The following is a 21,261-nucleotide window of genomic DNA, read 5'->3' on the forward strand; positions in this document are numbered from 1 at the left end:
GCTTCGGCGTAGACCAGCGGCAGTGCCTGCGCCAGGTAGTACCAATCGTACGCTACGCAAAAACCTACTTTTATCTCGTTCTTCATACCCCCTGTGCCGGTTAACGCGTCAGATGCCGTTTGGTGTGGTACAGCACATCTTTGATGAATTGCGGGTTGAAGGGCGACTTTTTCAGCGCCTGGAATGCGTGCTTGTAACCCGCCCCAAACTGGTCGGAGGTGAAGGCCTGAATAGCGTTGTCGCGCAGCATCAACTCGTGCGTTTCGTAGGTACGCGGCAGCTTGTTGGTCAGCTTCTTCACCGCTGCCAGCTTTTCAGGCCAGGACAGTTGTATAAAGGTGTTGCCGAGCTCCTGATCCAGCACGAGGTCGGTAATTTGCTTTTTGACCCGGTACCAGTAGTGGTACACGTACTCATCACAGGGCAAAAGTTCGGTGCGCGTCTGCAGAATCAAAGAAAACGCGTACTGCTCACTGGCGTGGTTCTGCGTCTGCGGGTAGCTCTGCTCCGTGAGGGCATACACATCGGGTAGCCACGCCCGCACCTGGGCCGGCAGACCCATCACCCCGGCGTTCCAGGATTCCGTGTCGGCCGCAAAGCGCTCCGTGCCGTTGCTGGTGGTGAAGCCGGTATTCTCAATCAGATTCAGATAGGCCCGGAAGGTTTCGCCAGCCGGCAGCGGCATGTTGCGGCAGGTTTCAAACTTGTATTCGAGCAGGTGCATGAAGCTGCGGCCCGGCTTGAACTGCTTGATCCACGGCAAAGCGTCCGTAGTGAAGAACGTATCCGAGTCGACGTAGAGCATATCCGCGCCCGGGTACAGGTCGAATGCTTCCTCAATCAAGGCAATTTTCATCCGGTGCAGGAAGTCAATATCCCCGCGCATGGCCTTCATCTTGTCGGGCGTCAGCAGCACATACCGTACGTCAACCCCGGTGATGTACTTCCGGAAATAATCCGGCTGATCAGTAAACACGACGGTCTGCACCTCTTCTGCCGGGCCGGTGTACCAGGCCCAGAAACTGAGCACTGCTAGAATGGCCCGGCGGTATTCACTTTCGCGGCCGAATGATTGAGTAACGAGTAGTTTCATAAAGCTGGGGTCGGGAAGCTGGTCGCTTCTACGGGTTGTAAGATGAAGGTTGGGTATACAGGCGCTCCAACTTGTCCAGGTACGGTTGCAGCGCAAATTGCTGCACGCTCCGTTTGCCGTTTTCGGTGCAGGTGCGGCGCAGTGATTCATCGGTCAGCAGCCGCTGAATGGCCTGCCGGATGGCCTCACTATCCTGGAAAGGCACGACCAGCGCGTTTTCGCCGTCCCGCACGAATTCCGGCGCGACACCCGACAGCGTGAATACCGATGGTATGCCGCTGGCCAGGGCTTCTACGTAGGTCTGCCCGAATGCCTCGCTGTGGTTGTCGATGGGCACGTGCACGTACACATCAAACAGCTGGTACAGAGCCGGCACGTCCGATTCAAACCGAATCTGCGTGTAGGCTTCCGGCGACAGATGATTTTGCAGCAGCTCTTTGATTTGCTCCTGGTAGTCGCCGTGCGCATTGGCCAGCACCAGTTGAATGGTGGGGTATTGCTTGCGCAACTCGGCCACAGCCGGTATTACGTCCTGAATGCCCTTCCAGATGGTTTGCCGGGCAATGATGCCAACAACGGGGCCATCGGGCGTAATGCCGTATTTATCCTGCAGGGCCTTTACCCGGTCCGGCGTAACCTGCGCAAAGGCGCTCAGGTCGAACCCGTGGTGAATCAGATGAACCTTGGCCGGCGGCACGGCCTCCCAGTCCACCACAATCCTGCGCACAATCTCGCTGATGGCCACAATGTCGGTGGCTAGGTAGTTGGTGAGCCGGTCGTAGTAAACCGCCCGCGGAAAGAAGTGGTGATGCAGCGACGAGTGATGCCGGGTCAGGATTCGCTTCGAAACGCCAGCCAGCCGGGCGGCGGCCAGCCCCACCACGTTAGCGTTGAACAGGTGCGTGTGCACCACGGCTGTCTTCCAGGATTTCAGGCACCGATATACCTCTTTGATAGCCCCTATCAGCTGCGTTTTCCGCGTGTACACTACCCGATGCACAGGTACGTTATGCGCCCGCAGAAACTGCTCCAGCTCCGTGTCCCCGGCATTGAGAAGGATGAAAGACAACCGGCATTTTTCGCGGCTCAGGTACTGCGCAATCCACTCAAAAGCCATGGACTTATTAAGGTCCGAGACGATATACGTGACACTAACCGGTAACGACAAAGGGCAGAGAGCGTAAGAAGTGAGTAGTTGAAAAGGGCCGCTAGGCGATGTTGTTACCCTGGGCGGTAATTACTAGGTCGTACAGCTTGTAGCGGGCGGCCCTGGGCAGCACCTGCAACGAGTTGCCATCCACCAGCTTTACCCAGCCAGGGGCAGCCAACAGCCTGAATACAGCCGCTTTGATGCCTTGGGGCTTTTGCGCCGCTCCCGGCAGGTACTTGTAATATAGCTCGCCCCGGTGCCCGGCCAGGATAGCGTGGGCCTTGCGGTATTCCCGCAGCCGGTTTACGTACCGCCCACACGTCACGAAATCATCGTGCCAAGCAATGGCATTGCGCAAAAAATAAATCGGGAAGCCCTGCTCACTGGCGCGCATGCCCAGGTCGAAATCCTCGATATCCCGCAGCACGCTGTCGAACCCGCTGATTTGCTGAAAAACAGTGGCCGGCACCGATAAATTGGCCGCCGATACGAATAACCCCTGCGGGTCCATGGGTACGCCATCCGGAATGGCCACGTATTTTTCCAGCCACTTGCGGCTTAACGAGGCCTTGTAGTTTTGAAAATCGGAGTTTCCCGGCAGCATCTCCTCCTGCTGCATGCCCACTGCCAGGCTGCCGGGATATTGCTGATGATGGGCCACGTGGGCCGTCAGGCACTCCGGCTGAGGGCGCATGTCGTCATCAAAGAAGACCAGGAGCTGCCCGGTAGCTTCTGCTGCCCCACGGTTCCGGACGGCGGCCCGGCCCTTGTTTTCCTGCATAACAACGCGCAGGTTGGCCATCCGCGTCTGGTAGCTTTGCAGCACCTCAGCCGTGTTATCCGTGGAGCCGTCCACCACCACAATCACCTCGTGGGGGGCGGTTAGCTGCTGCTGAATGGCCGCCAGGATATTGGGCAGCTTGGCCGCGCCATTGTAGGATGGTATAATGACGGATACTGTCAGCGCTTCAGCGGGTAGGGTAGCAGCCATTACGCGGTCAGGATTTTATTTACCAAGTCCTCGTACCGGTGCTCCGCGTATAGCTCGCCGGCCCGTAGCTCATAGATGCGGGTGCAGTCGCGCAGGGTGGTGATGCGGTGAGCCACAATGAAGATGGTAATATCGGTGTGGGCCAAGCGGCCAATGGCCTCATTTACCTCGCGCTCCGTTTCGTTATCAAGAGCACTGGTGGCCTCGTCCATTACCAGCACTTCCGTGCGCTTGTACAGGGCCCGCGCAATACCAATGCGCTGGCGCTGCCCCCCCGATAAGCGGGCACCTCGCTCCCCTATCCGGGTATCAACGCCCTCCGGCAAACCGGCAATAAAGTCGGCCAGGGAGGCTTGCTCAATAGCATAGGCCAGCCGCGCCTCGTCCACCTGGGCATCCATCAGGGTGATGTTGTCCCGAATGGTCGTGTCCATCAGGAAGGTATCCTGCTTCACGTACCCGACCAGGCGGTACCAGGCTTCCAGGTTGGCATCGTTCAATGGCTGCCCATCAATGCGGATGGCTCCCTCCTGCTCCTTGTAGAAACGCAGCAGCAGGTTCATCAGGGTTGTCTTACCGGAGCCCGACGACCCGATGATGCCAATTTTCTCCCCTTTCTGCACCGTAAACGACACGTGGTCCAGCACCGGCTTATCCGTGTCCGGAAACGTGAAGGTCAGGTTGTCAAACTTGATTTCCCGATTGAACGGTAACAGTTGCTGCTCGGGCTTCTGCATCTCGGCATATTCCCGGTAGCTCTGCATATTGGCGTAAGTGAACTTAAACTGCTTGAGGGCCACCATAGCAATAATCAGCCGGTTTACGGACGGCATCAGGCGGTAAGCCGCCGCCGCAAACAAACCAATCGTTGTTACCAAAGCCGTGACATTCTGGCTAAAGAATAGTGAATACAGGAAAATGGTTACCACCGCCATAATGGCCACCATTTCAATCACTTTCACCGGCAGCTGCCCATACAGGTAAGTCAGCGCTTCTACATTCTGAAAACGCTTTTCATTGGCCAGCAGCCGCTCTTTGAAAAACTTCTGCTTGTTAGCCAGCTTTAAATCGATGAAGCCAATGAACGCATCCGTGAGAATGGCGTGCGAAATGGGACGCAGAATATCAATTTCCTGCCCAAGCTTGGCCGAGCGGGTTCTGAGGGCCCGGTACGTCAAGGCCGTGGCCGGCACGAGCACCACCATCAGAATAATAAACAACGAAGGCTGATATACTAAAATACCAACCACGATAATGGCAATGATGATTATCTCCTGGAAGAACGTGAACAACTGCCGGATAACATTGCCGATAAATGCCTGCGGTACCCCGAGCGTACTGTGCACCAGCTGCGCCGAGCCGATTCGCATGTATTCCAGGTAAGGGAAGTTATGGTGCTTATCAACCTGCTTTTCAATAATTTTCAGCCCCAGATACGCCGTAAATTTTACCTGCTGATAATTAATAAAGGTGGTGAACAGATTTTTCAGCAGAAAAAATACCAGCAACCCCAGGATCAGAAAAACCAGGAAGCTGCGCTCCGTCTGAAACCCCAGGGTCTGATACAGCCACAGGGAATACTTATTTTGGAATACTGAACCGGGCCGGGATGCGGCCATAATAACCGGTACCAGTGTGGCTAGTCCAAATACATCAAGCAGTGAGGATAGTACCAGCAAAGCGAACATGCCTACCGCTTTGCGCTTCTCGGCAAGCGTCAGATAATACAGTGCACTTTTAAGTGCCGGGCCTACAATACCTTGGTTCTCAGCTTGAGCAGAACTCATTACAAACTATTTCTTGAAAGAAGTAACAGACCTAAGTGTTAGATCCGCGGCCGCTATACGTGCACTGGCCCACAAAGATGTCCCTCCACGCTAACTACCTGCAAAGATAGGCTACCCAAGTTAAACCCGCTGGGTACCTACGCCCTCAGCCCGGTTTGCCTACCTTTGCGGCACCACATTGTGAGGGCTCAGATGCGGCCTGCTCAGTATGATTAAAGTAAAACTCCTCGGCCGTTTAGGCAATCAGCTCTTTCAGTTCGCGTTTGCCTCTTTGCTGGCCAAACGGCTCGGCACGCATTTCCTGCTTGATACCAACGACCAGCCGTTCGACCTGCCTTATTTTGAGCTGCATGGGGCCTGGCCCCTGTTGCAGCGGCGCTCCGTCTGGAAAGTATACAATAAGCTGCAGCAGGCCTTTCTGCGAAAGGCTCCCTTCGTCGATCTGCGTGACTGCCGGGTGCCGTTGGATGAATCCCGGCTGCGTGATGAGGCCGTGTACTGGGGCTATTTCCAGGAGTACCAGCTGTACGAGCCCATCAAAGCGGACCTGTTGCGCTGGTTCACGGTGCTGCCCAAATACCGGCAGACCTTCGAAACCAAGTACGCCCCCAAGCTCCGGCAGCGGCCCAGCGTTGTGGCCTCCTTCCGGTTGGGCGACTACCAGAGCTTCGATGTATTTGCCAAGGATGGACAGCCACCTATTCTGCCCCTGGAGTGGCAGCGGGATATCCTACTGACCTTCGATTTCGAGCAGTTCAATCTGTTTATCATCAGCGACGATATTCAGCAGGTTGAGCAACGGCTGCAGTTGCAGCATCCTAATCTGGAGTATGTGCGGGCCGACGTGCCGACCCAGCTGCTGCTGCTGCAACACGCCGACTACGGTATCATCAGCAACAGCACGTTTGCCTGGTGGGGGGCTTATCTGAACACCACGGCGCAAAAAATATACTGCCCGCAGTACTTTCTGGGATTCCACTTCGGCATTGAGTATCCAGTCAATATTTATCCGCCCCACTGGACGCAGGTACCCGTATCGACGCAGGCAGCGGTGCTGTAACGGCCCGACTTTGCATGTCGGAGTGCCCACCAGTAAAAACTGGTGCCCTGCAAAGCATATGCTTCGCGGGGCACCAGTTTTTACTGGCTGATAATTACTAAATCATTACCTCTCTACTGCAGCAGCTTTTTGCGCATGCGATAGTAGAACGTCATCAGGTTGTACCGGGCTCTACCCAAACGGGTGGTATACAGCTTTTCGGGCACTGAGGCATTGTAATGGTTCAGGCCGGAGTTGAATACGGTATACCCTTCTTCGTAGCGGCACAATTTTCCCCATAGCGCTTCCACTCCGTAATAGGAGCGGTCCAGATAGGTATCAAGCACTGCTTTGGTAATCGTTATCTTATGCAGGTTGATGGAGACAAAATTGCCCTCATAAATGAAGTTACTACCCACGAAATGGTGCTTCATGTTATGATCCGGAATGCCTTTGTTGGCACCGAACGTGGCATATCCTTTCTTAAAGGCTTTTTCGCAGACATCCATCTTCTCAATAACGAAGTACCGCATCAGCTTCGTCCAGTTGAAGATGTGCTCGTGCCCTGGCTTGGTAACTCCTTTGCAGTGCATGTACGTCAGGATGTCGTACCCCGTCAAATCCTGGGTTTCCACGAACCGATACAGGCCATCCACCTCCCCCAACCCGCTGTTCTGCGAGTAGAGAAACCGGGTTATTGGGTACTTGGCAAAGTAGCTTTCAATTTCGCTTTCTGTTACGCTCCCATCTGTCGGCAACGACACATGCACCACTATTGCATCAAAAGGAAGCTTTTGAAACAAAAGGTCGGTTATCTCCCGCCAGTTATTAACCGGGTATATGTGGTAGAGAAGAATTTTCTTCACGAATCCTATTTTTTAGCAACTTTCGAAAATTTCAGTTTCATTATCCCAGAAAAATATCTATAGAATGATAACTGTGAATATTTTTTTGTTACTTTTATAAAATTCGTAAATAAATACAACAAGTCAGAAACAGACAATATATCTACGCTTTTTTCTAAAAACATCAGGAAAAATCTTTCATCTTTCGCAAATGTATTTGCTGATAATTCAGCCGAATTTATATCATCAATATTAATATCAAAACTCACACTATTGCAATGTAAGTTTTGAAGTACGGTTTCACTTTGCAAGATCTTATTATAGTATTCCTGCCAACCTTCTCCGGCATGGTAATATCTTACATTACTCGCTACTTTCTTTGCAATATCATCTCTAATCTCCGCATTCAATATTAATTTCTCAACTTCATGCACCCACTCTACCTGATCAATGGCATGACGCACAACACCTTTTAGCACAGGCTCAGTATCTACGGCAACCACGTTCATTGGTGCGTAGGCTAATACGGGCGCAGTCTCGTACGCGCATCCTTCCCATAAAGAGGTGAAGGAACTCAGCGGCATTGGATCCAAGTAAATATCGGCAGCTCTGTAATACAATTCAGGATCAGCAACTACACCTACTAATTCTATATTTTTATCTTCTATATATTTAACTAATTCAGCGTCATTCTCAGAAACGCCCACTATTTTTATTTTAATATTATCATATTTACTTATTATGTTTTTAATTAATTTAAAGAAATTATACTGACTATTCGGAGCAAATTTGTATGCTGAAGCTACTGATATAAGTAATATATCAGTAGCAGCTACACCTAAAACACAACGTGCCTCTTCTTTAGTTAACGTATAATTATCACGTATCTCTAGCAAAATAGGCAGCAAAGAGGCTTTTTTGGCACATCTCCGCTCCATAGTAAAATGCACAGACCAATTACGAATGCAGGCAACATTATCAACCAAACTCGTACCTAGACAGAACACATGGTCAGCATGGTTTATCAATACAATAGGAATACCAAGCTGAAATACTAATGCAGATAATGCCAATGCATCATCTGGATGAATATGCAGAAAAACTACATCTGCATTCTGTTTTACAATTTCTCGGAGTTGCACCGCTTTATCTAAAGCACTGTTAATTCCATTAACTGAAACAACCTGAGCTTTAGTACTCCTAATACATTCTGAAGCTTTGTCTGAATCCTGGCGCGTTAATACAACTAGATGTTCTGATTGCTGATCATGATTAATGACATTAGTCAGCAGCCGGGTATGGCCGCCCACCTCGTACAATTCCGAGGCAACATGAACAATTCTCTTAGACTCCTTATTCGCCTTAACGAATGAATCACTCCTGGATTGCTCAAATTTATTGAAAACTTCTTCACCAAGTTCTTGAATCAGTTTTTCAATATCAACATCTACATAAAGACCAGGATGATAAAACCAGGCAAAATTTGCTAATAACTCTATCTTTCTAATTTTTGAATCAAAATCATCATTATTTTGCAAAAGCACTTCTTTAAGATTCATGTACAAATTTTTGTACATGAATAATTCTGCATTTTTCATGATTTTTGATTCAACTATTTTACGTGCCTTTATTTCATAAATCTAATCCTGCGAATTATTCCATTGGTCAAAACCAATACCTTGCCAAGGCATATTGCGGTCAAAGGAATACATCCAGGGATAATGCCCTCCGAGTTCCCGCACATCTTTAAGAATCTTTGCCGGAGTACCAGCCGCAAAGCTAAAGTCCGGCAAATCCTTCCCTACTACCGAGTTTGCACCAACCAAGCAATTGCTCCCGATAGTCACGCCAGGCAGCAATACGCAATGCACTGTAATAATGGAGTAATCTCCTACGGTAGGGCCTTTTAAGGAATTAGATGGGGGCTTGGCATCATTCGTAAATACCGTATACGGGTATATAAATACATGATTACCAATAGTAGCATGCTCGCATATGTGAACGTTGCTATGCAGCTTGCAATAATCTCCGAACTGTACGTGGCCCTGAATATCGGAGAGAGTACCAACCTGGCAATCACGCCCGAACACACTTTCCTCCCGAATGGTGACCCGGTGACCCGTAACGAAATTTTCGCCGAAGCTGCTACCCGCGTAAAGTATCGTATGACTACGCAGAAGTGAATTTGCCCCGATTATCGTGGGCTTCTGAATGTAGTTTGCGTCTCGATAGTACGCATTAGCTGGCTCGCCGATAATACAATCATTGGCAATGATGCAACCGTCTCCGATTACGACATTATCATAGATTGTACAATTATCTCCTATTTTCACATTGTCTCCGATAGAGACATTGCTACCGATGCTAATATTCTTGCCGTTGAACTTCATGCAAAAGAGAATGACGGTGAGATTTTATTCTAGTGAACCGAGAGAAGCTTGAAATCTGTATATTCCCGGATATAATCCTCTTCCCGATACTCATCTGACGCCAGGCACAGCAACACTGAGTTATCAGAGAATTTAATAGTTCTCCAGAATAATTTGGGCACATATAAACCGATACTAGGCTTATCAAGCACAAAACTTCTTACTACGCCGTCCAGACCCTCCAGATCAATTTCTATTCTTCCGCTAACCGCAAAAATTAATTGTTGCAGGTTGTAGTGCGCGTGATGCCCGCGCATTATTTTTTCAGAAGTGTAATAGGTCCAGTACACCCGCTTAATAGCAAACGGTACCAGTGGACTTTCAGCTACTGTTAAATAGCCTATATCCGAATTACCCATAACAGGAAACTCAATTATTATAGGTTCAGCACTCATTTGCCCGATAGAAAAAAACGAATCTGTTCCGCCACCTGCTTTACCTGCTGCTCCGTCATACCGGGCCACATCGGCAGGCTCAGGCAAGTAGCGGCCAACTGCTCGGCCACCGGAAAGTCGCCGGCCTGATAGCCACTCTCCGCGTAGGCCTGCTGCAGGTGCGGGGGAACCGGGTAATGGATCAGGGTTCCGATGCCTTGTTCGGTCAGGAACTTTTGCAACGCGTCGCGCCGCGTGGTTTGGATTACGTAGAGGTGATAGACGTGGGTGCAGCCGGCGGCAATCTGCGGCAGCTGCACGCCATCTACGCCGGCCAGCTGCTCATCGTACCACCGGGCAATCTGCTGGCGCTGGCGCGTCCATTCCGGCAGCTGCTTCAGCTTCACGGACAGCACGGCGGCCTGCAGCTCATCGAGTCGGGAGTTGTAGCCGATTACCTCGTTGTAGTATTTCTGCTGCGAGCCGTAGTTGCGCAGGGTTCTGATTTTCTGGGCCAGCTCCGCTGAGTTGGTGGTTACGGCCCCTGCATCACCCAAGGCACCCAGATTTTTGCCGGGATAAAAGCTGGTGGCATTTACATCCCCGAAACTGCCAGTGGTAGTTCCACCCGATGTGGCACCCTGCGCCTGGGCGTTGTCTTCAATGACGAAGAGCTGGTGCTTGCGGGCCAGCTCCATGATGGGCGTCATTTCGCAGGCCTGCCCGTACAGATGCACCGGCATGATGGCCCGGGTACGGGGCGTGATGGCCGCCTCGATGCGGGCCGGGTCGAGGTTACACGTGGCAGGGTTTGGCTCTACCGGCACCGGGGTAGCCCCTACGTACGATACGGCCAGCCACGTGGCGATGTACGTGTTGGAGGGCACAATGACCTCATCACCGGGGCCAACTCCCAGGGCCAGCAGGGCCAGGTGCAGCGCGTCCAGACCATTTGCTACGCCGATGCAATATTCAGTACCGCTGAAGGCCGCGTATTCGCCTTCAAACTTCTTTACTTCTTCGCCCAGCACATACCACTGCGAGTCGTACACGTTGGCCATTGCCTGCAAAATCTCTTCTCTGATTGCATTGTGCTGTGGACCGAAGGCAAGAAAGGGAATATGACTCATTGGCGAAAAGTTAGGCGCGTTTGTGCGGGGCAAAAATAGGCAATTATCAACAGCGTTGCTGTGCGTCGCAATTATGTACCGGGAAACGCCGCCGGCGCATGGGCCTGCTTTACCACGTAGAGCGGTCGACTCCGGGCGGCATCGAGGCCCCGCCACACGTACTCGCCAATGATCCCCAGGGCCAGCATCTGGAACGCGGATACGAACAGCAGCACCACCATCAGCGACGACCAACCCTCAGGCTCGTGCAGCCCCAGCAGCCGCATGCCGATAACGTACAGCCCGTAGCAGAAAGCACCGCCTCCCAGCAGCAGCCCGGCAACGGAGATAAGCCGGATGGGCAAGAAGGAAAACGAAACGAAGGAATCCACGAACAGCTTTACGCGCTTGCTGAGTGTCCAGCGGGACTTGCCAATGCTGCGGGCCAGCCGGGTGTAGGGCAGGTTGATGTAGGGGTAACCCAGCCACAGTACGAGGTAGAAGATATTGCTGTTGCGCTCCTGCAGAGCCAGTACCTCTTGAGCCACGGCTCTATCAATCAGCAGGAAGTCGAACCCACCCTGGGGCACGTTCGGCAGCGCGAAGCGGCGCATCAGGTAATGAAACAGCTCAGCGGTGGCGCGGGCCAAACCTCTTTCGGGGCGGTCCTGCCGACTGGCAATTACCACTTTGATGCCCTGCTGCCAATACTGGTACATGGTAGCCAGCAGTTCGGGCGGGTTCTGGAGGTCAGCAGTGAGTACCGCCATACAGTCGCCGGTAGCGTACTGCCAGCCCGCCGCAATGGCGTTGTAAGAGCCTACGTTACCGGCCAGCTCCACTATACTGACTTTATCCGGGTATTGCTGCCGGAGCCGGTGCAAGGCCGCCACGGTTCCATCCTGCGAGCCGTCATCTACGAACACATATTCAAAAGTGACGCCAGCCGGAAACAGGGCTTCACTAGCCACCAGGGCCGCGCCTGTAACGGGGATATTTTCTTCGTTGAAGTAGCAGGGAATGACAACGGACAGCTTCGGCATGCTGCAAGGTACTGAAGAACCGTAGCAGTGGCCGCAGCACGTACTACCTGGTGACCCGGCCCGGGGCACGACCCAAAGGCGAGGCCAGCCGCACGGAATCGAGCCCGAAATATGCCGCTACCATGAGGTTATGCTCGGTGCCGGCCACAGTATCCAGATCGGCCGGGTGCATAAAAATATCCCGGTCAGCGGCCAGCTTTAAGCCAGGTAGCACTGCGGATGCCTGATGGGCACGCCGAGCGGCATGCAGCCGCTGGTAGCGCCGCTGCATCTGCTGCTCGTAGGCCCAAGCGTTGTAGCGCACTTGTTGCCAGGCCCGTAACGGTGCGCTCCGGGCCGTCAGCACCAGCCCGATTCCGACCACCCACCACACATGTCTGGATGCGGGCAACACCCCACCCAGGTACCCGCGCGACCTGGCCCACCGCGCAACGGGCGGTACCAGCACGGCCAGACTTAGCAGGGCTCCGCCTATAATGGCGTTTTCGGTACGAGCCGGGGCGGGCCCGAAGCCGAGCCACCAAAAGGAAAAAAAGCCACTGGCAATGCTGGCAACCCAATACAGCACCGCTACTACCGGGTGCAACTGCCAGCCGGTAGCACTACGGGAAGCATACAGGCTGTAACCGGCCACTGCTACTAGGGCCAGCCACACCGACGGACGGGTAACAATTTCTGCCACGGAAACCAGCGTATGCAGCACGGAATATCCCAGCTGAAACCGATGGTCAAACTGCGTAACATCCATCCGTTGGTAGTTGCCTGGGGCCAGCAAGCTCAGGGCGCTGCTTACCGCTCCCAGCACCAGCAGCCACAGCCACCACCTCCGGTTGGGGTAGCCGGAGGCAGTGGTCCAGCTCACGGCTGTCATCAGCACCAGAAACAGCATCGCCTGCGCCAGGGCTACCTCATTGGCCGCCGTGCTACCTACTACCGCTAGGCTGCCTACCACCCACGGCCAAGCCGCACGGGGCTGTTGCCGGCAGTGGTACCACGCGCTTATCCCGAGTAGCAGCAGGCCAACAGTACCCGTCTGGTAGACGACTATGCCGGTAAACCAGTACAATGCCTCGTAGTGATTGGTAAGAGTGCTCAGGTAGAGCAGCAGCAGGCTGGTGGCTAGCAGCAGGTGCTGCCACCGCCGGAGCTGCGGCAAGCTCAGCTTGCTCACCCAGTACAGCAGCCCCGTAAGGCCGCCCAGCGTGAACCCCGGAATCAGGCGGAAGGCCCAGGCCCACCCATACACCAATGGATTGAGGGCCGTAAACAGCCAGGACGTAACGAATCGCCCGGTATGGTGCTGATACAGCTGCCGCTGCGCGCCCCACAGCCCGTATTGCCGGACCCGCACGGCTTCCATGTAGTCATCGTAAAACGGCTGATTAAAGAAGCCAAGAAAGAGGAACGGGAATAGCTGCACGCTCACCACTGCTCCCAGGCCAATCCATTGCCACTGCTCCCAGGAAAGCCTGTATGCGTTACCACTCCGTCTCGACCCGCGTATCATCACCGCTTATTTTTATACTATGCACAATCCGGTAGCTCACTCACCGCTTTAGGTCAGATGACCTGGCCCCGGCCAGCAGCTGAAACTCGGCGTAGCTCCGGATATAGTCGGCCTCGTTGTATTCGGCGGAAGCCAGCACCAGCTGAACGGCTGTCTGGGAATACTGCATCGTATGCCAGCAGCGTGGCGGAATGTATACCCCAATATCCGGCCGGTCCAGTACAAACGTCTGAATTGCCTGACCGGGCATTTCCGTAAGCACCACAATCCGGCCAGCTACGGCCAGCAGCACCTGCTCGGTCTGGTGATGCGCATGCCGCCCCCGCACGATGCTCTCGGGCGTGTAGTAGGTCCAGAACACCCTTTTCACCGCAAACGGCAGAACCAGGCTACCCTCCGCCACCGAAATGCACCCGGTTTCGGGGGTTCCGATACGCGGAAAATTCACTACATGCGGCTGGTTCCGGGCACCATCCATTCCTGACGGCATAGGCTGATTAGAGAAGCAGGAGAAAAGACTCTGTTTGTACCACGCAGGGTAGCGTAGCAAATCTACAAACTACGGCAGAAACGCGCCTGCACGCTCCCCTGCGGTCGGGTACCGTTCTCTGGCGCACAGTTGGGTGGCCCCGGCAGGCATTCTTCTATCTTTGCGGGCGTTTAACCTGTCCAACATCGTGAGTAGTACACTTGTATCTGCGCCGCCGGCCAAAAAGGCTTCCGTTACACACGCCAACAACTTTCACTTTCTGCGGCTGCTGTTTGCCACTTTTGTCATTATCACCCACAGTTACGCGCTGCTGGGGCTGCCGGAAGAGGATGTACTGTACCAACTTACGGGCGGACAGGTCAGCTTTACGTTTCTGGCCGTACCCGGCTTTATGGTGCTGAGTGGCTTGCTCATCACCAAAAGCATGATGCGCAGCAACTCACTGGTAGATTACTTCTACAAGCGGGCCCTGCGCATCTTTCCTGGGCTATGGACGGTACTTATGATCATGGCCGGGGTGTGCTTCTTCGTGAGCAACAAGAGTGCGGTGCAGTATTTCAGCCACTATACCGTGCGGGACTACGTCTTTTTCAGCGGCCTGCTACGCATGCAGTACGAAATAGACGGCGTTTTTAAGCAGCTTCCCTGGCACCTGATTAACGGCTCCCTGTGGACCATACCGGTAGAGGTATTTATGTACATCGTGCTGGCCTCTACCTGGTACATCCGCAAAAATACCCGGGCAATGTTGGTGGTGATGGTTCTGGCATTTGTGGGGTTGCTGGCTGCCCGGTTTCTGCTGTATGCCAATGCCAATCCGGCCACCGAAGCGGGCCTGGGGTTCTGGCTGCTGAAACCCTCCCAGGTAGTGCATCTGGCGCTGTATTTCGTTGGAGGAGCTATCTGGGCGCTGTTGCCGCTGCCCACGGAGCGGCGGCGCAATCTGCTGGCGGGGTCGGCCTTCGTTGTCTTCTTCGGGCTGGTTCTCAGCCTGCCTCATATGGCCTGGACTTCCTACTTCCTGTTTCCGCTTATCCTGGTGCCGCTGGGGTCGTTGGCCTACCCTGGCATTTCCGCACTACCCCGGTTCGGCGACATCAGCTACGGCGTGTATCTGTGGGGCTGGCCGGTGCAGCAGTTGCTGATATATTACTTCCACCCTTCGTATCTGCAACTGGTTATCTTTTCCATCATCGGGGCCTACATCATGGGGTATCTTTCCTGGAAGCTGGTAGAGGAAAGAGCCCTGCGCCTGAAGCTACGGCTCCCCGATGCGCCGGCAGGCCCCTTGTAAAATATATAGTGTTCCAACGTGCACCAAACGGATAAAAGAAGAGGATTCTCACCAGCGTGAGAATCCTCTTCTTTTATCCGTTTGGTGCGCCACCTAGCTAGGCTTGGCAGCGTGAGCAGGTGCAGGCCTAGAAGCTGCGGGGCGTATTGTCTACGTCACCGCTCACTACACCCGGCACGTTTTCCTTGAAGTATTCCAGCGTGCGGCGCAGACCTTCGGCACGGTCAACCTTCGGCTCCCAGCCCAGAATTTCCTTGGCCTTGCTGATATCGGGCCGGCGCTTCATGGGGTCGTTGGTGGGCAAGGGGCGGTAGTCGGGCTTGAACTCCACGCCGGTCAGGCGGGCAATTTCCTCACCGAACTCCTTGATGGTGATTTCATCGGGGTTGCCAATGTTCACCGGCAAGGGATAATCCGACAGCAGTAGGCGGTAGATGCCTTCCACCAGGTCGTCCACGTAGCAGAACGAGCGGGTCTGTGAGCCGTCGCCGAATACCGTCAGGTTTTCGCCGCGCAGGGCCTGGCTCAGGAACGCCGGCAATACGCGGCCATCGTTGAGGCGCATGCGCGGGCCGTAGGTATTGAAGATGCGCACAATGCGCGTTTCCAGCCCGTGGTGGGTGTGGTAGGCCATGGTAATGGCTTCCTGGAAACGCTTGGCCTCGTCGTAGCAGCCGCGCGGGCCCACGGGGTTCACGTTGCCGAAGTACTCCTCTACCTGGGGATGAATTTCCGGGTCGCCGTACACTTCCGAGGTACTGGCAATCAGCATCCGGGCACCCTTCACGCGGGCCAGACCCAGCAGATTGTGTGTACCCAGGGAGCCCACCTTCAGCGTCTGAATCGGAATTTTGAGGTAGTCGATGGGCGAAGCCGGCGAGGCAAAGTGCAGGATGTAGTCCAGCTTACCAGGCACAAACACAAACTTCGACACATCGGCGTGGTGAAACTCAAAATCCGCGTTGCCGAACAGATGCTCAATGTTTTTAAGGTCGCCGGTAATTAGGTTATCCATGGCAATGACATGGTAACCTTCCGCCAGAAACCGGTCGCAGAGGTGGGAGCCGAGGAAGCCGGCCCCACCCGTAATCAGAACTCGTTTTTTATCAGCCATTGTATTTCTGAGAGTTTCTAGTTGTTGGTTTCTTATTTCTGGTGGTTGGTTCCAGCTTGTATGACGACCAAAAACCAACCACCAGAAACAAGAACTCCTTTTTAAGCCGGCTCGTGGTGCGCGGTTTTGATACCGATGCAGTGGTAGGCGTAGCCGGCTGCCTGCAATTCGGCGGCATCGTAGATGTTGCGGCCGTCGAAGATAACTTTCTGCTTGAGCAGACGGCTCATTACCTCAAAATTCGGCACGCGGAACTCGGGCCACTCCGTCACTACTAGCAGGGCATCGGCGTCAATGAGGGCCTCCATCTGGTCTTTGGCGTAGGTAACCCGGTCACCCAAGGAATGCTTGGCTTCTTCCATAGCTACCGGGTCGTAGGCCGTCACGGTGCAGCCTTCCGCCAGCAGCTTCTCAATGATTACCAGCGAAGGAGCTTCGCGCATATCATCGGTTTTGGGCTTGAACGAGAGGCCCCACACGGCAATTTTCTTGCCGCTCAGCTCGCCGCCGAAGTGCTTGCGCACTTTGTTGTACAGCACTTCCTTCTGCGCCTCGTTCACACTCTCCACAGCTTTCAGTACCTCCATCTTGTAGCCGTTTTCTTCGGCCGTTTTGATGAGGGCTTTCACGTCTTTCGGGAAGCAGGAGCCGCCGTAGCCAATGCCGGGGTAGATGAATTTGGTACCGATGCGGGCATCGGAGCCAATACCCTTGCGCACCATGTTCACATCGGCCCCCATGATTTCGCACAGGTTGGCAATGTCGTTCATGAACGAAATCTTGGTAGCCAGCATCGAGTTGGCCGCGTATTTCGTCATTTCCGCCGACGGAATATCCATGAAGATAATGGGGTGGCCGTTCAGCAGGAATGGCTTGTACAGGCGGCGCATTACCTCTTCGGCCCGCTCAGAGGCTACCCCCACCACAATGCGGTCGGGCTTCAGGAAATCATCAATGGCAGCACCTTCCTTCAGGAATTCCGGGTTCGAGGCCACATCGAACTCAATGGTTTCGTTGCGGCGGGCCAGCGCATCTTCGATTTCCTTACGCACCTTCGCAGCCGTGCCTACCGGCACGGTGCTCTTGGTCACAATCACGCCGTAGCTGGTCATGTTCTCGCCAATCTCGCGGGCTACGCCCAGCACGTATTTCAGGTCAGCGGAGCCATCTTCACCGGGAGGCGTGCCCACGGCAATGAAGGCCACGTCACACCCCTTGATGGCCTCGGCCAGCCTGGTGGAAAAATGCAGGCGGCCAGCGGCTACATTGCGCGTTACCATTTCCTCCAGGCCCGGCTCGTAGATGGGCAGAATGCCTTTATGAAGGTTATCAATTTTGCGCTGGTCGATGTCGATGCAGGTAACATCAATACCTACTTCGGCAAAACAGGTCCCCGTTACGAGGCCTACGTAGCCGGTACCTACTACTGCAATTTTCATGTGTATGTTAGTTGGTAGTTGTCAAGCGTTTGTACAGCGGCTGCCTTACGCGAACAGCCCGTATTTGATGATGCAATAAATGGCCCGGACTCCATCGCGCCAGCCTATTTTTTTCCCTTCGGCGTAGGTGCGGCCGTAGTAGCTGATGCCTACTTCGTAGATGCGCACGTCGGGAATGCGGGCAATTTTGGCTGTCACTTCGGGCTCGAAGCCAAACCGTTTCTCTTCCAGCTTCAGGCTCTGAATCATGTCGCGCCGGAACAGCTTGTAGCAGGTTTCCATGTCAGTCAGGTTCAGGTTGTTGAACATGTTCGACAGGAAGGTAAGCACGAACTGGTTGCCGATGCTGTGCCAGAAAAACAGGATGCGGTGGGCATTGCCGCCCATAAAGCGGGAGCCGTACACCACATCGGCCACGCCCCGCAACACGGGCCGCAGCAGAATGTTGTACTCTTCCGGATCATACTCCAGGTCGGCATCCTGAATGATAACGTAGTCGCCGGTAGCTTCCCGGATTCCGGTGTGCAGGGCCGCTCCTTTCCCCTGGTTTACGGTGTGCTTTCGGTACTGAATGTCCAGCTCCGGGTTGGCGGCTACGTAGCGTTGAATGGCTTCCTCGGTGTTGTCGCGGGAACAGTCATTTACGATAATGACCTCTTTGGTAAAACCGCCGATTAGCTTTACAGCCTTCACCTGGTCCAGTATCAGGTGAATGGTAGCCCCCTCGTTGTAGGCGGGGATGACAATCGACAGTTTACGAGCAGTAACCGGTGGCTCCATACAGATGAGCAGGCAGAGGAAAAATATTCGTTACGAAAGTAGAGCAGCTGGTCGGTTGATTAAGCCATCATCCACTTCTTCCACCACCACTGGAACACGATAAGCGCCCAGATGCGGGCGTGCACGTCGCCGGGGCTGCTGCTGAAGAGCTGTTTCTTCAGGCCGCGGATGGCGTCCACGTCAAACACGCCCTGCGCCTCAATGAAGCCGTCGGAGAGTAAGTCGTCCTCAATCAGGGGGCGCAGCTCACCGCGGAACCACTTGAGCAACGGCACCTCGAAACCATGCTTGGGACGCTTGTACAGCTCCTCGGGCAGCATGGGCCGGAAGGCATCCTGCACAATCTTCTTCTTCATCTTCGCGTCGATTTTACTCGACACGGGCAGGGAGAAGGCGAAGCGCACCACGTTGGGGTCCAGGAAGGGTGGGCGCACCTCCAGCGAGTTGGCCATGCTCATCAGGTCTACCTTCGTGAGCATGTCGTAGGGTAGCACCAGTTTGGTATCCGTGAGCAGCACCTCGTTCAGGTCGCCGTCAGCGTGGATATCTTCCAGGATGGCTTTGCGGCGCTTCTCGGCCAGCTTCTTGCCTACTTTGCGGCGGGCGCCGGCGCTAAGCAGGCCGCGGGCGTCTTTTTCAGAGGCAAACGAAGCCCAGTCCCAGTACCGGTCTTTGGGGCCGCTGAGCATGCCGCGCGAGAAACGCTGGAACTGCCGGATTTTGTTGCCAAAGAACGAATTGCGCGACTTAGGCAGCACATCCCACAGCAGGTTCAGACCGGTTACGGCTTCGGCCTTGAAACCGCCCTGCCGCACCTGAAACTCGCCCATGTGCTTGTTGTAGCCGGCAAATAGCTCGTCGGCGCCGTCGCCGCTGAGGGCCACGGTGGCTTTTTCGCGGGTGCGCTTGCTGAGGATGTACACCGCCAGGGCCGAGGAGTCGGCAAAGGGCTCGTCGATGTAGTTCAGCACATCGAAGATGTGGTCGTACAGGTCCTGGTTGGTGAGGGAGAAGACAGTGTGGTTCGTCTTGTACCGGTCGGCCACCAGCTTGGCATACTTGGTTTCGTCGAAGAACGGCTCGTCGCGGTAGCCGATGCTAAACGTGTTTAGGTGCTGCGTGTGGCGTGAGGCCAGAGCTACGACCACCGACGAGTCGATGCCCCCGCTGAGGAAGGCACCTACCGGCACATCGGCCACCAGGCGGCGGGCTGTAGCTTCATCCAGAATCTCCACCAGCTTGGCTTGTTGCTGCTCGTAGCTGAGTTTGTTCTTCTCAACCTTTTTGGGGTCGTAGGGCACTTTATACCAGCGCTTGCGCACCACCTTCTTGCCCTTCACATACATGTAGTGACCGGGCAGCAGCTTCTTTACGCCTTTGAAAATGGTGGCGGGCCCCGGAATGTAGTTCAGCTGCAGGTAGTGGCTGAGCGACACGTAGTCGAGCTTGCGGGGGATGCCCAACGCCAGCAACGACTTCATTTCGGAGGAAAACAGCAGCTTGTCCTCGTCGCGGTACACCAGCAGGGGCTTCTCCCCCATCCGGTCACGGGCCAGGAAGATGGAGTCCTCCTCCTTATCATAAATGGCAAAGTCGAAGAAGCCGTTGAGCTTTTTCAGAAAGTTGCGGCCCTCGGCAATGTACATGTGCAGCACCACCTCCGTATCCGTTTGGGAATGGAAGCGGTGGCCGCGGGCTACCAGCTTTTGGCGCAGCTCCTTGAAGTTGAAGATTTCGCCATTGAATACAATGGTGTACCGGCCCGACTCATCAGTCATCGGCTGGTTGCCATCAGCCGTCAGGTCGAGGATGGCCAACCGACGGAAGCCCAGCCCGCACCGCTCAAACACGAAGTGACCCTGCGAATCGGGTCCCCGGCTCTCAATGGCGTCGGTTGAAGCACGTAGGGAGGCCAGCGAGTTGCGGCCTGCATCAGTAAAAGCGAATACTCCGGAGATTCCACACATAAGGCGCGCAAAAGTACGAACTATCAGGACTTGGGTTTGGAAAAACTACTCACCTTGTGCCGTAACCAAAGCTGGGCCACCCTAGTACAACCTGTGTCCCCATCCCTTACCCTTCAGCTTTGCACCATGACGTTACAGGACCAACTAAGCTTACAGCAGGAATTTGAGAAAGCCGTTACGCGGGTAGATAGCCTGCCCGGCGACCAAGCCGCCGCCCACATGACCGACTTGTATGGCTTGTACAAACAGGCCACCGAAGGCGACCATGATGCTAAGCGTGACGAAGTAGGCGACGACACACCCGACAACCCCGACGGCCCGAAAGGCTTGTCGCAGGCCCAGTGGGACGCGTGGAGCAAATATAAAGGCCTCGACCAGGATGATGCCCGCCGCCAATACGTTCAGAAAGTACAGGAACTGGCTGGTCCCGTGGAAGAAAAGGCAAATGTAATTACCGGTAATGGCCATCCGGCTACTGGCTCGCAGGTAGGTGGTGCCGATGCATCCTCGGGCCCCGATGTACAGGCTGATGACAATACTACCTTGTCGCAGCAGGCCTCTACCGGCCCCGGCGTATCGCAGGGTGGTTTGCGCGGCGACATTACAGCCGGTGCTCCCTACGGAGGAGAAGACAAGCTGAAAGGTGACCAAAGCTAGCCTTACGCAATCGGCTGTTTTCTTAACTGAGGCAGATTTTGTTTCAATAATCCGCTACTATAAAAAGAGGCCACCTGAATTAGGTGGCCTCTTTTATTTATAATAGAAACTTAACGTCAGTGGTAAAACTCAGGGCTTCGCCCGCTCACTGCG

General features: G+C 54.3%; 19 protein-coding genes. 3 read left to right on the forward strand and 16 right to left on the reverse strand.

What is annotated here, in order from left to right:
- Window positions 1-100 precede the first annotated feature (100 nt).
- From LF252_RS22555 to LF252_RS22570, 4 genes are read right to left on the reverse strand one after another with little or no spacing between them, the layout of a single operon-like run.
- Window positions 101-1,093, reverse strand: coding sequence for a hypothetical protein (locus LF252_RS22555; RefSeq protein WP_226271861.1), 993 nt, complete (start codon window positions 1,091-1,093; stop codon window positions 101-103).
- 28 nt (window positions 1,094-1,121) lie between these two features.
- On the reverse strand, window positions 1,122-2,261 hold the full coding sequence (locus LF252_RS22560) for a glycosyltransferase family 4 protein (RefSeq protein WP_226271862.1): 1,140 nt from the start codon (window positions 2,259-2,261) through the stop codon (window positions 1,122-1,124).
- Window positions 2,262-2,301: 40 nt separating this feature from the next.
- Window positions 2,302-3,234: a glycosyltransferase family 2 protein gene (locus LF252_RS22565; protein WP_226271863.1), complete on the reverse strand. Its 933-nt coding sequence runs from the start codon at window positions 3,232-3,234 to the stop codon at window positions 2,302-2,304.
- Window positions 3,234-5,021, reverse strand: a complete 1,788-nt coding sequence (locus LF252_RS22570) for an ABC transporter ATP-binding protein (RefSeq protein ID WP_226271864.1) — start codon at window positions 5,019-5,021, stop codon at window positions 3,234-3,236. Before LF252_RS22570 ends, LF252_RS22565 begins: the two co-directional genes overlap by 1 nt.
- Before the next feature lie 208 nt (window positions 5,022-5,229).
- Between LF252_RS22570 and LF252_RS22575 the strand changes: the two genes are divergently transcribed.
- Window positions 5,230-6,081 (forward strand): alpha-1,2-fucosyltransferase, encoded by an 852-nt coding sequence (locus LF252_RS22575; protein ID WP_226271865.1) that lies wholly within the window; start codon window positions 5,230-5,232, stop codon window positions 6,079-6,081.
- Between the two features lie 113 nt (window positions 6,082-6,194).
- Here LF252_RS22575 and LF252_RS22580 read toward each other — a convergent pair whose 3' ends face one another.
- The 8 genes from LF252_RS22580 to LF252_RS22615 all read right to left on the reverse strand — a co-directional run bounded on the left by LF252_RS22580 (window position 6,195) and on the right by LF252_RS22615 (window position 13,815).
- Window positions 6,195-6,824 (reverse strand): hypothetical protein, encoded by a 630-nt coding sequence (locus tag LF252_RS22580; protein ID WP_226271866.1) that lies wholly within the window; start codon window positions 6,822-6,824, stop codon window positions 6,195-6,197.
- 107 nt (window positions 6,825-6,931) lie between these two features.
- A complete protein-coding gene (locus LF252_RS22585; RefSeq protein WP_226271867.1) occupies window positions 6,932-8,503 on the reverse strand; it encodes a glycosyltransferase family protein in 1,572 nt (523 codons plus the stop codon).
- Between the two features lie 42 nt (window positions 8,504-8,545).
- A complete protein-coding gene (locus tag LF252_RS22590; protein WP_226271868.1) occupies window positions 8,546-9,295 on the reverse strand; it encodes an N-acetyltransferase in 750 nt (249 codons plus the stop codon).
- Window positions 9,296-9,324: 29 nt separating this feature from the next.
- Entirely contained in the window at window positions 9,325-9,729 is a 405-nt protein-coding gene (locus LF252_RS22595) for a sugar 3,4-ketoisomerase (protein WP_226271869.1), read from the reverse strand.
- Window positions 9,726-10,838, reverse strand: a complete 1,113-nt coding sequence (locus LF252_RS22600; RefSeq protein ID WP_226271870.1) for a DegT/DnrJ/EryC1/StrS family aminotransferase — start codon at window positions 10,836-10,838, stop codon at window positions 9,726-9,728. Before LF252_RS22600 ends, LF252_RS22595 begins: the two co-directional genes overlap by 4 nt.
- Window positions 10,839-10,909: 71 nt before the next feature.
- Window positions 10,910-11,860, reverse strand: a complete 951-nt coding sequence (locus LF252_RS22605; RefSeq protein WP_226271871.1) for a glycosyltransferase family 2 protein — start codon at window positions 11,858-11,860, stop codon at window positions 10,910-10,912.
- A 43-nt stretch (window positions 11,861-11,903) separates the two neighbouring features.
- Window positions 11,904-13,220: a DUF6056 family protein gene (locus LF252_RS22610; RefSeq protein ID WP_226271872.1), complete on the reverse strand. Its 1,317-nt coding sequence runs from the start codon at window positions 13,218-13,220 to the stop codon at window positions 11,904-11,906.
- Window positions 13,221-13,407: 187 nt separating this feature from the next.
- A complete protein-coding gene (locus LF252_RS22615; protein ID WP_317197881.1) occupies window positions 13,408-13,815 on the reverse strand; it encodes a sugar 3,4-ketoisomerase in 408 nt (135 codons plus the stop codon).
- A gap of 229 nt (window positions 13,816-14,044) precedes the next feature.
- Between LF252_RS22615 and LF252_RS22620 the strand changes: the two genes are divergently transcribed.
- Window positions 14,045-15,151 carry an acyltransferase family protein gene (locus LF252_RS22620; protein ID WP_226271873.1) on the forward strand — a complete coding sequence of 369 codons (1,107 nt, stop codon included), beginning with the start codon at window positions 14,045-14,047 and terminating at the stop codon, window positions 15,149-15,151.
- Between the two features lie 127 nt (window positions 15,152-15,278).
- On the opposite strand, the gene LF252_RS22625 is transcribed toward LF252_RS22620, so the two are convergent.
- The 4 genes from LF252_RS22625 to asnB form a co-directional block, all read right to left on the reverse strand.
- Window positions 15,279-16,265 (reverse strand): UDP-glucuronic acid decarboxylase family protein, encoded by a 987-nt coding sequence (locus tag LF252_RS22625; protein WP_226271874.1) that lies wholly within the window; start codon window positions 16,263-16,265, stop codon window positions 15,279-15,281.
- A gap of 101 nt (window positions 16,266-16,366) precedes the next feature.
- Entirely contained in the window at window positions 16,367-17,704 is a 1,338-nt protein-coding gene (locus LF252_RS22630; protein ID WP_226271875.1) for a UDP-glucose dehydrogenase family protein, read from the reverse strand.
- A 45-nt stretch (window positions 17,705-17,749) separates the two neighbouring features.
- Window positions 17,750-18,484 carry a glycosyltransferase family 2 protein gene (locus LF252_RS22635; protein WP_226271876.1) on the reverse strand — a complete coding sequence of 245 codons (735 nt, stop codon included), beginning with the start codon at window positions 18,482-18,484 and terminating at the stop codon, window positions 17,750-17,752.
- A 59-nt stretch (window positions 18,485-18,543) separates the two neighbouring features.
- Window positions 18,544-20,451 (reverse strand): asparagine synthase (glutamine-hydrolyzing), encoded by a 1,908-nt coding sequence (gene asnB, locus LF252_RS22640; protein WP_226271877.1) that lies wholly within the window; start codon window positions 20,449-20,451, stop codon window positions 18,544-18,546.
- Window positions 20,452-20,577: 126 nt separating this feature from the next.
- Between asnB and LF252_RS22645 the strand changes: the two genes are divergently transcribed.
- Window positions 20,578-21,108 (forward strand): acyl-CoA-binding protein, encoded by a 531-nt coding sequence (locus LF252_RS22645; RefSeq protein ID WP_226271878.1) that lies wholly within the window; start codon window positions 20,578-20,580, stop codon window positions 21,106-21,108.
- Window positions 21,109-21,261 lie beyond the last annotated feature (153 nt).

It is taken from the genome of Hymenobacter pini, assembly GCF_020421205.1.
GTDB lineage: Bacteria > Bacteroidota > Bacteroidia > Cytophagales > Hymenobacteraceae > Hymenobacter > Hymenobacter pini.